Raw genomic sequence first — 12,806 nt, forward strand, 5'->3', positions numbered from 1 at the left:
CTTAGACCTTGGCGCTGCCGGCGATCAGCATGAAGGCGGGGATATCGTCGCCGAAGCCGACCGGGGTCGGGCCGTCGTCGTGGTCGCGATGGCGGCGGCGGTCGCGGCTGTCATCGTTTGCCGGGTAAGGCCGACTATTGCGCGCGTTGTTCTGCGGCTTCTGCTCTGCTTTGCGCTCGTTCTTCACGATGTCGGCCTTTACTGGTGCTGCTTCGATCACGTCTACGCCATTATCCTGTATGTCGTTATCAGATTTATGACTCGCAGCGGCGCGATTGCCGCGTCCGCGTCCACGATCTTTGTCGCCATTCTCTCTCGGCGCACGATCTCGGCCTGCACCATCTCTGGCGCCACGTTCGCGGCTGTTGCGGCGCGGGCGTTCGCTGTCCCTGCTGTCTTCTGCCGGCGGCGGCAGCGACGTCAGGTCGCCGCTCAGCCATTCGACCTTCTGGCCGATCAGCTTCTCGATGGCATCGACGAATTTGGTGTCGCGCTTGGTAACGAGCGTGAAGGCGGCACCCGAGCGGCCGGCACGGCCGGTGCGGCCGATGCGGTGGACGTAATCCTCGGAATGGATCGGCACGTCGAAATTGAAGACGTGGCTGACATCAGGGATATCGAGGCCGCGGGCGGCGACGTCGGAAGCGACCAGAAGCTGGAGGTTGCCATCGCGGAAGCTCTGCAGCGTCATCGTGCGGGAACGCTGGTCCATATCGCCATGCAGGGCGCCGACCGAGAAGCCGTGACGCTCGAGCGACCGGAAGAGATCGGCGACATCCTTCTTGCGGTTGCAGAAGACGATAGCGTTCTTGAGCTCGGTCTGGGCGCGGACGAGTTCGCGCAGAACCGCTCGCTTCTCGTAATCCTTGCCGTGCGAAGCGACGAAGCGCTGCGTCACGGTCTCGGCAGCGGAAGCCGGCTTTGCGACCTCGATGCGCTCTGGATTCTGCAGGAAGCGGTCCGCGAGCTTCTGAATCTCCGACGGCATGGTTGCCGAGAAGAACAACGTCTGGCGGGTGAACGGGATCATCTTGGCGATGCGTTCGATATCGGGGATGAAACCCATGTCGAGCATTCGGTCGGCCTCGTCGATGACGAGGATCTCGACGCCGCTCATCAGGAGCTTGCCGCGCTCGAAATGGTCGAGCAGGCGGCCGGGGGTGCAGATCAGCACATCGGCGCCGCGTTCGAGCTTGCGGTCCTGGTCCTCGAAGGAAACGCCGCCGATGAGAAGGGCAACGTTGAGGCGGTGGTTCTTGCCGTATTTCTCGAAGTTCTCGGCGACCTGGGCGGCGAGTTCGCGCGTCGGCTCGAGAATCAGCGTGCGGGGCATGCGCGCGCGCGCACGGCCCTTCTCCAGAAGCGACAGCATCGGCAGAACGAAGGATGCCGTCTTGCCAGTGCCGGTCTGCGCGATGCCGCAAATATCGCGGCGCTCGAGCGCAAACGGGATGGCGCCCGCCTGAATAGGCGTTGGGATCGTGTAGCCCGCGTCCGTAACAGCGGATAGCACTTTTTGGCTTAGGCCAAGGTCAGCAAATGTCGTCAAAGGGAAAACTGTTTCCATTCCGTTCGGCCGAGCTCTGAACGAGTCGGCGGGATTGCATGCCGCAATGCAGCGCGACATAGCCCCGAATGGCCGGCAAGTCAAGAAATAGAGACGCGGCACCCATTGCAGAGTGAAGCGTTGGTTACCCGGCAGGAGTTACTTGATATAGGTGGCGAGTTTAAGGCCGGCATTCATGAAATATACTGGATCGACGGCATGACCGTCCTGGCGCACTTCATAATGCAGGTGCGTGCCGGTCGAGCGGCCGGTGCTGCCGGCAAGGCCGATGACGTCGTTGCGGTCGACCGTGTCGCCGACCTTGACCAGAACCTCCGACATATGCCCGTAACGCGTCGAGATGCCGTTGCCGTGATCGACCTCGACCATGTTGCCGTAGCCGCCGGTCCAGCCGGCCGAAATCACCTTGCCGGGCGCCGTCGGGCGGATCCTTTCGCCCGGCGAAAAGCGGAAGTCGATGCCGGAATGGAGCGCGAGGCGGCCGAGGAAGGGATCACGGCGATTGCCGAAGGGGCTGGTCACATCCTTGCCGATAGCGGGATTGCGGAAGGGCAGGGATTCGGCAGTGCTGCGCACGGCTTCGAGCCGGGTCAGCGCGCCGTCGAGCGCTGCCAGCGAATTGTTGAAGCCGTCGTTGCTTTCAGGCTCGACATAGGGGCCGCCGACGGCATCGTCGTCGTCTTTCCTGGCAGCGGTCTCGGGCATCGGAATCTTGAAGCGGGTCAGCACAGTCTCGATGGCGTTGGCGGCATTGCCGGCATCGCTCGTCAGCTGTTCGACACGGCTGCGTTGATCCTGTTCGACATCTTTGAGCGACAGCGTCACCTTGGAGAAGATGCGGTCGGCACGGTCGCCGACCGTGTCGGTGGCCGGCACATAGGCAAGCGTTGAATTGTCGGGCGTCGCATCGGCGGGCGCGCCGCTCGCCAGCTGTTTCTCGATTGCCTCGATGCCGCTACCGGAGAGCGAAGCGCGCTTGTCCTTGACATCGGGTGCATAGGACTGAACGGGCGAAGACGGCGCAGGCGGGGCGCCGTCCTTTTCCGTCAGGCCGGAGCTTTCGGCCCGGTCGAGCAGATTGTCGAGTTTGCCATGGCGCGAGGTCAGCGCCATCTGCTGCTCCATCAGCTTGTCGACCTTGTCTTCGACCACCTGCTGGTCGAGAAGCTGGCGGGAGGTGATGCGGTCGACCTGCGCGCGGAGGGCGGCGATGCGGTCTTCATAGTCGTGCTGCATGCGGGCCTGGCGGGCCATGGTGGCGCCGATCAGATCGTCGCGCAGCACGAGATAGGACGTGGCCAGCAGGTAGCCGATAGAGAAAACCCCGATGAAGCAGAAGGCAAGTGCTGCCATCCATGGCCGGACCGTCATATGGCGGACCTTGTCGCCGCTTGCGAGGATGAGGATATGTTCCTGCGCCCGCCTGCCGAATACCCGGTGCTGATGTCCGCTGTTCACGCAGGCTCTCCCGATTGATGCTCTACGCCTCTTTCGGAAATTAGACACCGTTATGGTTAATGAATGCTTTCATTGTCGCCGTCGCGTCATAAATTTCAGTGACTTCAAGCGTGGCTGATCGATGCGAGCGATCGGTAGAAGGACGGCGTCAGCCCGGCCTCGGCGCGGGCAAGGTCGTTGAAGGGCGGCTTCAGCGGTCCGCGGAAATTGGCGCGCACCAGCTCCTGGAAGGCCTTTGCCGGATCGCGCTTCTCGCGGGCGCAGAGGAAGCGGAACCATTTGGCGCCGACGGCGACATGGCCTTTCTCGTCATTGTAGATGACGTCGAGCACCGCTGCACTTTCGAGATCGCCTGTCTGGCGCATCTTCGCCTGCAGCGATGGCGTGACGTCGAGGCCGCGGGCTTCCAGAATCAGCGGTACGACGGCGAGCCTTGCCGTCAGGTCGTTGCGCGTCGAATGGGCGGCCTGCCAGAGCCCGTCATGGGCGGGCAGATCGCCGTAATCGGCGCCGAGATCGTTGAGCCTGGCGCGCACCATACGGAAATGTTTCGCCTCCTCGAAGGCGACCAGCATCCAGCCGTCGAAAAAGGAATTGGGCACCTGCTCGGTCGCGAATCGCGCGACGATATCGAGCGCCAGATCGACGGCGTTGAGTTCGATATGGGCGATGGCGTGCAGCAGGGCGATCCGCCCTTTGAGCGTATGCAGCGAGCGCTTCTCCACCTGGGTCGGCGGCGTCAGCACCGGTTTCTCAGGACGGCCGGGCCTGTCGGGCAGGGCGGCATCGAGCGGCGAGCGCAGCGACACCCGGCGGGCGAACCAGCGGGTGGCGCTTTCCTGGGCAAGCGCCGTCTTGCGGTCGAGATCGGCGGAAGAGATCGCATCGATGGCGCCGCCGCGCAGCGACGTTATCGTGAGATCCCCGGTCACGCCGCCAGGTTCCTCACGGCCTCGAGCACGGTTTCGGCATGGCCCTGCACCTTCACCTTCTGCCAGATGGTGGCGATCGTCCCGTCCTGGCGAATCAGGAAGGTGGTGCGCTCGACACCCATGAAGTTGCGGCCGTACATGCTCTTTTCCTTCCAGACGCCATAGGCCTGCAGCGTCGTCTTTTCCTCGTCCGAGGCGAGCGCCACCGAAAGACGGTGCTTCTTGATGAATTTGTCATGGCAGGCGGCCGAATCGGGCGACATGCCGATGACGGCAGCACCGGCCGCTTCGAACTCGGCTGCTAACGCGGTGAAAGCCAGTGATTCGGCGGTGCAGCCCGTCGTGTCATCCTTGGGATAGAAGAACAACACGAGCGGCTTGCCGTGGAATTCGGCCAGCGAAACGCGGCCGCCGCCGTCGCGGGGAAGGTTGAAATCAGGGGCCGAGACGCCGATGCCGGGAACCGCCATTGGGAAAACCTTTCTTTTGCCGGGTTTGTGGATGACACTTTCTCTCCCCGAATTATATAGTGGACGGATACCCGTCCAGCATGGCCGGGTTCAATTCTTCACTTAAAGGGAGAGCCCGAGGGCGCATGTCAGCCATCCGCGGCGAAAAGGTCACGTTTCGCAAGAAGGATATCGTTGCGCTGGACCGCTTGCCGTCCGCCCAGGCCGAGGATCCGATCATCGTTCATTGCCCGCCGCCGCGTTCGCCGATGCGCCGCACGGCGAAGCTGACCTGCGGATTTCTGGGGCTGATCCTCGTTATTCTCGCTGGCATCGTTTTCACCGTCGAGAGCGGCATGTTCGACAAGCCGCTGTCGCAGCAGGCTCAGGCGGCGCTGAATGGCGTGGCCGGACCGCGCTACCGTGCCGAGGTCGGCTCCACCGTCATCCGCTTCACCTCGGATTTTCGGCTGGCGCTGGAAGCGCGCAACGTCAACATGATCGACCAGGAGAGCGGCCAGCACCTGTCGACGACGGGTTCGGTGCGCCTGGGGCTCGATCCGCTGCAGCTTTTCCGCGGCCGCATCGCCGTCGCGGATATCGAAGCGGAGGATATCGCGCTCGATACCGCGCTTTTGCCCTCCGGCAATGCCGTCAAGCTCGACGATCTGCGCATCGACGCCATGCCGGCGGCGATGGAGAAGATCTTCTCGCAGTTCGACATGTTCGACAGCATCGTGACGCGCGGCTCGACCAATTCGGTGCGCATCTCCGGCATCGACATCAAGCTTGCCGATACCGCCAACGGTCCGCTGTCGCTCGTCATCGACAATCTCGTCTTTGCCCATGCCGGCCCGTCCTCGCTGCAATTGACCGGCGAAGTCGCGCTCAACGGCGAAGTGGCGGAGCTCGACGTGCTGGCCGACAAGGAAGACGGCCACGTGTCCAAGGTCGTGGCGACGCTCAAGCATGCCGACCTCACGCCTTTCGCGCTGAAACGCAACGATCAGGGCATGATCCGGCAAGGACTGAGTGCCTTTGCCGATCTGACAGTGTCGGCCACCCGGGCGCGCGATGGCGTGCAGCCGGCGCTGGCGGCGACGATCGACATCAATCCTGGCCAGATCTATGCGGATGGCGATCCGCAGGAGTTGTCGGGCGGGCAAATCAATCTCGTCTATGATTTCACCAAGCAGACGCTCGAGATCGCCCGATCGAACGCCCGGTTCGGCGCGACCACGCTTCCCATCAACGGCGCGCTGATCGATCTCGACAAACTCGACCCGCAGGCAGGCAAAGGCTTCGGTATCGACCTGCTCGTCAGCGGCGGCACGGCAGCCCCCGGCGGCTCCGGCGAGCCGCCGCTTTCCTTCGACATCCAGGCGACAGGGCGCTACATGGTCGCCGGCCGCGAATTCCAGTTTCCCAACATGACCGTCTCCAGCTCGCTCGGCGCGCTCTACGGATCGCTGCACGTCAAGCTCGGCGACAAGTCCCCGGAAATCAGCTTCGCCGGCCAGTCGGCGCAGCTGCAGACGACAGCGATCAAGCAGCTCTGGCCGTTCTGGATGGCGCCCAAGGTGCGCACCTGGGTGCACGGCAATCTCTTTGGCGGCACCGTCACCAACGCTACCATATCCGTCTTCATTCCTTTCGGCAGGCTGGACGAGGCAGCCGGCGGCAAGGGCCTGAAGCTCGACGCCAACCAGATCCGCATCGGCTTCGACATTGCAGAGGCGCGGATGAACGTCGCCGGCGACATTCCGCCGATCCGCGACACGTCAGCACATTTCGACCTGACCGGTCCGGTTGCGACGATCGCGATCAAGAGCGGCACCTCCTATTTCCCCTCCGGCCGGTCCGTCGGTCTCGGGCAGGGGACGTTCATTCTGCCCGCCACCTACGATAAACCGCTGATGGCCGATATCGATCTCGCGGTCTCAGGGGCGGCGGACGCTGTCGGCGAGCTTCTGACCTACCGGCCGATCCGGGTGCTGCAGCGCGCCGGCTTTACGCCCGATGACCTCAAGGGCCGGATCGAGGCGCATGTGAAGGCTCATTTCGGCCTGCTCTCCTCGCAAAACCCGCCGCCTGCCGAATGGACGGCGGCAATGAAGCTCACCGATATCGATCTTGCCAAGCCGTTTTCCGGCAGGATGATCAGCAATCTCGACGGCACGCTGAACGGCAATCCGAAGCGGATCACGCTCGATGCCAAAGCCCAGATCGACGGTGTCCCGGCCGATATCGATCTTACCGAACCGGTCGAGGCATCCGACACAGCGGCCAAACAACGGGTGATCACCGCGACCCTTTCCGAGGACCAGCGCAACAAGCTGATACCCGGCCTTTCCGGCATCGTCGGCGGCAGCGTGAAGATGGTGCTGACGCGGATCGACGACGACCGGCAGGACGTCCAGCTCGACCTCACCAGGTCGCTGCTCGAACTGCCGTGGATCGGCTGGGCGAAGGGCAGCGGCATTGCCGCCACTGCCGAATTCGAAACATCAGGCCCGGCCGACAATACCCAGATCAAGAACTTTCGATTGAAGGGCGACGGTTTCGGCGCCAACGGATCGCTGAACATTGGCAAAGGCGGGCTGATCTCGGCCGATTTCGACAGCGTCAAGCTCTCCTCGCTCGACGATTTCGCCCTGTCGGTGAAACGCAGCAAAGGCAATTTCGACGTCTCGGTCTCCGGCGACAGCGCCGATGCGCGGCCGGTCATCCAGCGGTTGAAATCAGGCTCGGACGGTGATGGTGATGGGGATGCCGGCGACACCGGCGTATCGGTGCGCGCCAGGCTGAAAAACGTCATCGGCTTCAACGACGAGAAGGTCGGCAATTTTCAGGCGCAAATATCACTGCGCGGCGACAAGCTGCAGGCGCTCAATTTTTCCGCCGTTACTGACAGCGGCGAGGCCGTGGTCAGCCAGATGAAGGACGGCGGCGTCATCAACATCACCAGCGGCGATGCCGGCGCGGTTTCGCGTTTCGCCGATCTCTACCAGCACATGCAGGGCGGCCTGCTCAATCTGGCGATCCGGCTGGGGGCGGAGGGCGGCTGGGACGGCTCGCTCGACGTGCGCCGCTTCGCGATCGTCAACGAACAACGCCTGCGGTCGATCGTTTCGACGCCGGTCGGAAGTGAGCAGCGCAGCCTCAACGAAGCGGTCAAGCGCGACATCGATACCTCGTCGCAGCGCTTCCAGCGCGGCTTTGCCCGTGTCGTCTCGCGCAACGGCATGGTCGGCATCGAGAACGGCGTGCTGCGCGGCGACCAGATCGGCGCAACCTTCCAGGGCATCGTGCGCGACCGCAAGGGCAACATGGACATGACCGGCACTTTCATGCCCGCCTACGGCCTCAACCGCCTCTTCGCCGAACTGCCACTGATCGGCGTCATCCTCGGCAATGGCAGCGACCGCGGCCTGATCGGCATTACCTTCAAGCTGACAGGCAAGTTCGACCAGCCGAACCTGCAGATCAATCCGCTGTCAATCATCGCGCCTGGTGTTTTCCGGCAGATCTTCGAATTCCAGTGAGGCGGGGGAAGCCGGGAGGTCGCAAATCCCGGCAGGTGCAAAAGGTTCCGACAAATCGTCCGGTGTGTGACTTGTTGCCGGATCGCAGCAGAGAAAAGCGCAGGTTTGTCCTCGGCAAGGCCAATTCCGACCTATCCTGACCAGTCCGACATTGATGCTTTGCCTATTTTAGGTAAATCTGATGTACTATATTGTCCCGGCCAGCAAGCAACGGCTGGTGCAATGTCGGAGGATGCGATGCAGTGCGCCCGGACAGTTTCTTTCGCATCGGCCGCCATGGTGGCTGTCACATTTGCCGACGCTTCGCTTGCCGCGGAAAAGGTCGTGCGGTTGAAACCGCAAGAAGCGGTCATCCGTTCCGACCACGTCCTTATCGTTCCCCTCGACGCGATGATGACGCCGCCGATCTTCTCGATCAGCTGGTGGTCGCGGGTAAAGCCCGCTTCAAGCATCGATCCGCCGGGCTATCTTCTTAAGAGACCAAATGAGATGACGCGGAATACCGGCGGGGAGCTGAATGATCTTGCTCGCCGGTCCGAATAGTGAGGCAAAGAAAAAGCCGGCACGGGCGCCGGCTTTGGTATCTGTTCGGAACTGACACCGCTTACGCCGCGCGGCGGATCAGGATGTGTTTCTTCTTGCCGAGCGAGAGCTTGATGACGCCGTCGGCGGTGATTTCGCCGCTGCCGATCATCTTGCGTTCGTCGCTGATCGCCTCGTCGTTGATGCGGACCGCGCCGCCTTGGACGTGACGACGAGCTTCGCCGTTCGACGAGGCAAGGCCGGCACGAACGATCAGCGACAGCAGGCCGATGCCGCCGTCGAGTTCGGTGGCGGGGATATCGACCGAGGGCAGGTTCTCCGAGAGGCTGCCTTCCTCGAAGGTCTTGCGCGCGGTTTCAGCGGCCTGCTCGGCGGCCGGGCGGCCGTGCAGGATCGCGGTAACCTCAGTTGCCAAGATCTTCTTGACCTCGTTGATCTCCGAGCCGCCGAGTGCGGCGAGACGGGCGATTTCATCCATCGCTAGCGTTGTGTAGAGCTTCAGGAAACGCGAGACGTCGGCATCCTCGGTGTTGCGCCAATACTGCCAGAAATCATAGGCCGAGAGCATGTCGGCGTTCAGCCAGACAGCGCCCGTCGCCGACTTGCCCATCTTGGCACCCGACGACGTCGTCAGCAGCGGTGACGTCAGCGCATAGAGCTGCGGTGTCCCCATGCGGTGACCGAGATCGATACCGTTGACGATATTGCCCCACTGGTCCGAACCACCCATCTGCAGTCGGCAATCGTAGCGCTTGGCAAGCTCGACGAAGTCATAGGCCTGGAGGATCATGTAGTTGAATTCCAGGAAAGACAGGGACTGTTCGCGGTCGAGACGCGTCTTAACACTGTCGAAGGACAGCATGCGGTTGACCGAGAAGTGCTTGCCGACATCGCGCAGGAATTCGAGGTAGTTCAGCGAGCGCAGCCATTCGGCATTGTTGATCATCAGCGCGTCCTTGGGGCCGTCGCCGTAGTTCAGGTAATTGGAAAAGACGCGCTTGATCGAGGCGATGTTGCCTTCGATCGTATCCACGGTCATGAGTTGGCGCGCTTCTTCCTTGAAGGAGGGATCGCCGACCATGCCGGTGCCGCCGCCCATCAGCGAGATGGCGCGATGACCGGTCTTCTGCATCCAGTGCAGCATCATGATCTGGATCAGCGAGCCGGCGTGCAGGCTGGGTGCCGTCGGATCGAAGCCGATATAGGCCGTCACGGTTTCCTTGGCGAACAGGTCGTCGAGGCCGCTTTCATCGGAGACCTGATGAATGAAGCCGCGCTCTTTCAGCGTGCGGAGGAAATCGGACTTGAACTCGGACATAGGTTTCGTCTCTTGGTGTCTGCTCCGCACCCCATGGGGGCTTGAAGCAAGTTCGTTGTTGTTGATCTGTCGCGGCGCGTTTAGCACTGTTTTTATAAAAGTGCATCCGGGAATCGCATGGGAGGCAAGCCTCATGGATGTCATCAGGACCGCGATCGGGCTGATGAGCGGCACGTCGATGGACGGAATCGACGTCGCGTTGATCAGGACCGACGGCCGCGGCTTCATCGAGCGCGGGCCGTTCATGGGCGTGCCCTATGACGCGGATTTTCGCGGGCAGCTCAAACGGGCGCTGAAACTGTCGCGTCCACTGACCGACAGGAGCGAACGACCCGCTGAGCTTCGCGATATCGAGCTTGAACTGACGTTGCGGCATGCAATTGCCGTTACGGCATTCATGGAGCGTTTTGGGCTTTCTGCCGATGCCGTCGATATTCTCGGCTTCCATGGCCAGACGGTGCTTCATCGCCCTGACGAGGGATTGACGATTCAGATCGGGGACGGCGGGGAACTGGCGAAGAGAACCGGCATATCGGTGGTCTACGACATGCGCGCCAACGATATGGTTCATGGCGGGCAGGGCGCGCCGCTGGTGCCGGCCTATCACGCGGCACTTGCGGGAAAATTTCAGCAGGCGGGACAGGCAGTGTGCTTCGTCAATATCGGCGGCATCTCCAATCTCACCTTTATCGGCACCGACGGCCGGATATCGGCGTTCGACAGCGGTCCGGGCAATACGCTGATCGACCAGTGGGTGGAGATGCAGACCGGCAAAACCTATGACCCCGGCGGCGAGATCGGTGGGCGCGGCAAGGTCGTGGCCAGCTTGGCGGAACGCTATCTGCAAAGCCCGTTCTTCCGCGGCAATGTTCGCCGCTCGCTGGACCGCGGCGATTTCGCGCCGCTTCGGCCGGAGGAGGCGGGTCTTGAAGACGGCGCCCGGACGCTCGCGCATGTCGCCGCTGCCTCGATCATCAAATCCGCCGGTTTCCTGGCGGAGACCCCAGCGCTGTATATCGTCTGCGGCGGCGGGCGGCTGAACGCCACTCTCATGGCAGAGTTCTCAGTCATGGCCGAAAGGCTGGGCTCGAGGGTGTTGACGGCCGAGGAGGCGGGCTTCGACGGCGATGCGATGGAAGCCGAGGCCTGGGCCTATCTCGCCGTCCGGTCGCTGGACGGGCTGCCGCTGACATTCCCCGGCACGACAGGGGTCGCGGCTCCTGTCAGCGGTGGGGTGCTGGCAACGCCATGACAGAGCAAAAGGTCATACTGAAGACGCCACGGCTTACCTTCGTCATGTGGGACGAAGGCGATGGGACCCTGGTGCAACAGCTGCATTCGACGATGGCGACGACCCGATATTTGTCCGGCAACGTGCCGTGGAGCCTCCAAAAGGCTGAGGAACGGCTGCGCGGCTGGTTCGAGGAACAGGCGCGCGACGGCACGACCAAATACAAGCTCCTCGCTGAGGACGGTCGATTTCTCGGCCGTGCGGGGATTTCAAAGTTCAGGAACGAGCAATTCGAACTCGGCTATTCCCTGCGCGAGGAGGCGTGGGGCAAGGGCCTGGCAACGGAAGCGGCGAGCGCGCTTGCCGACTGGTTCTTCGAAAGGAAGTTTGCATCGGGCTTCATCGCCTTCACGCATCCCGAAAACATCGCCTCGCAACGCGTCCTCAGAAAGATCGGCATGCGCGAACGCGCGCCGATCCTGATCGATGGAGTGCTTGGCACGGCTTTCGAACTCACCGCCGATATGCGGCTGACGAAAGACTCCTAACTCTTTACGGCGACCGGCCGGACATGAGATTCGCGCCCAGCCTGATTGCCATCCTCGACGCCCCTGACCTGGGCGATGAACGAGAATTTCTTGCGAAGGCCGAGGATCGGCTTCTCGATGAAATGCCAGGACAGCACTGCAACGGCGAGAGCCGATGGCAGGCCGACGAGATAGAGCGCCAGCGCACCATATTTTGGATAGAGGAAAACCGACGGGAACGAGCTGATCCAGATCTGCAAAAACGGGTCGTGATAGAGATAGACGCCGTAGGAATAGTCGCCTTTCTTGAAAAAGGCCGGGATGGGCACCTCGGACAAGCCGACGAAGACGGTGATGTAGACAAGAGAGGTGATGACCAAGGGCCGGTTGAGCACCGACTCCGTCGCGCGGCTGTCCAGGGTGAGGATGGCGACGATGCAGACCAGGCAGGCAGCGCCGAATATCCAGCGGGAATGCGGAATGACTGCCCTGAACTGAAAGGCGACGATGCCCATCATGAAGGCCGTTATCAGCTGGGAGCCTCGGCTCATGAACAGGAAGCGCGCGATCGGCTTGATCGAGCCTGGCAACAGATAGGGCATCTTCTGCACGATAAGGCCGATGACGATGTAGGCGATCGCCACCGCCAGCAGCTTGTAGCGCGTCTTCACGATGGCGGTGATCATCAGGAACGACATGATGATGTAGCAGAAGATTTCCCAGGGAACCGTCCACAGAGCGCCGTTGACGCGCTGGCTCGGATTATCCTGGAAAACGCCCGGCAGCTCGTAATGGATCCAGCCGACGATATTCAGGAAGTATTTGAAAAACCGCTGATCGGTAAAATATTCGGAATGATAGACGACCGTGATGATCGGTCCGATGATCAGCGAACAAACGACGATATCGACGGCAAGCGCTGGGACGATGCGCAAGCCTCGGTTGATCAGGAAATTCCGGAGGCTCAGGCGCTGTGCACTGCCAGCGATCAGAAATCCGCTCAAAGCGAAGAACATCGGAACAAGAGCGTATTCCGTGAACCAGAATACTGACCCCCTGATGAAGTCATTGTTGTCGGTTAACAAAAAGGAATGGGTCAATACGATGGAAAAGGCGAGCCCTATTCGAAGAAAATCGAACCCCGGACCAATTCCCCTATACTTATCGAGGACTTCCCCGAACGACTTGGTCATTGCGGACCTCGCTTTTGTTAGGATCGCGAGGACCCTACCGCAC

The 12,806-nt window shown here is 61.8% G+C and carries 10 protein-coding genes; 4 read left to right on the forward strand and 6 right to left on the reverse strand.

What is annotated here, in order from left to right:
* Position 1: 1 nt before the first annotated feature.
* The 4 genes from HX898_RS04690 to HX898_RS04705 form a co-directional block, all read right to left on the reverse strand.
* Complete coding sequence (locus HX898_RS04690; protein WP_171598740.1) at positions 2–1,567, reverse strand: DEAD/DEAH box helicase; 1,566 nt, start codon at positions 1,565–1,567, stop codon at positions 2–4.
* Positions 1,568–1,705: 138 nt separating this feature from the next.
* Complete coding sequence (locus HX898_RS04695; protein WP_171598741.1) at positions 1,706–3,025, reverse strand: peptidoglycan DD-metalloendopeptidase family protein; 1,320 nt, start codon at positions 3,023–3,025, stop codon at positions 1,706–1,708.
* A 104-nt stretch (positions 3,026–3,129) separates the two neighbouring features.
* On the reverse strand, positions 3,130–3,957 hold the full coding sequence (locus tag HX898_RS04700; RefSeq protein ID WP_003540025.1) for a ferritin-like domain-containing protein: 828 nt from the start codon (positions 3,955–3,957) through the stop codon (positions 3,130–3,132).
* Positions 3,954–4,427 (reverse strand): peroxiredoxin, encoded by a 474-nt coding sequence (locus HX898_RS04705; protein ID WP_012757610.1) that lies wholly within the window; start codon positions 4,425–4,427, stop codon positions 3,954–3,956. Before HX898_RS04705 ends, HX898_RS04700 begins: the two co-directional genes overlap by 4 nt.
* A 125-nt stretch (positions 4,428–4,552) precedes the next feature.
* On the opposite strand from HX898_RS04705, the gene HX898_RS04710 reads away from it, so the two are divergent.
* On the forward strand, positions 4,553–7,951 hold the full coding sequence (locus tag HX898_RS04710) for an AsmA-like C-terminal domain-containing protein (RefSeq protein ID WP_138389094.1): 3,399 nt from the start codon (positions 4,553–4,555) through the stop codon (positions 7,949–7,951).
* Positions 7,952–8,173: 222 nt separating this feature from the next.
* Positions 8,174–8,494, forward strand: a complete 321-nt coding sequence (locus HX898_RS04715) for a hypothetical protein (protein WP_180194353.1) — start codon at positions 8,174–8,176, stop codon at positions 8,492–8,494.
* 61 nt (positions 8,495–8,555) lie between these two features.
* Here the strand turns inward: HX898_RS04715 and tyrS are convergent, their stop codons facing one another.
* Positions 8,556–9,812, reverse strand: coding sequence for a tyrosine--tRNA ligase (gene tyrS, locus HX898_RS04720; protein ID WP_180194108.1), 1,257 nt, complete (start codon positions 9,810–9,812; stop codon positions 8,556–8,558).
* Positions 9,813–9,945: 133 nt separating this feature from the next.
* On the opposite strand from tyrS, the gene HX898_RS04725 reads away from it, so the two are divergent.
* Both HX898_RS04725 and HX898_RS04730 read left to right on the forward strand, forming a co-directional pair.
* The gene (locus tag HX898_RS04725; RefSeq protein ID WP_180194109.1) at positions 9,946–11,064 is read left to right on the forward strand and encodes an anhydro-N-acetylmuramic acid kinase; all 1,119 of its coding nucleotides are present in this window, start codon (positions 9,946–9,948) and stop codon (positions 11,062–11,064) included.
* Entirely contained in the window at positions 11,061–11,591 is a 531-nt protein-coding gene (locus HX898_RS04730) for a GNAT family N-acetyltransferase (RefSeq protein WP_180194110.1), read from the forward strand. The genes HX898_RS04725 and HX898_RS04730 overlap by 4 nt, the downstream gene beginning before the upstream one ends.
* Here HX898_RS04730 and HX898_RS04735 read toward each other — a convergent pair.
* On the reverse strand, positions 11,588–12,763 hold the full coding sequence (locus HX898_RS04735; protein ID WP_180194111.1) for an acyltransferase: 1,176 nt from the start codon (positions 12,761–12,763) through the stop codon (positions 11,588–11,590). The two genes, HX898_RS04730 and HX898_RS04735, sit on opposite strands and share 4 nt — an antisense overlap.
* Between the last annotated feature and the right edge of the window lie 43 nt (positions 12,764–12,806).

Source organism: Rhizobium sp. WYCCWR 11128 (assembly GCF_013416305.1).
GTDB lineage: Bacteria > Pseudomonadota > Alphaproteobacteria > Rhizobiales > Rhizobiaceae > Rhizobium > Rhizobium indicum.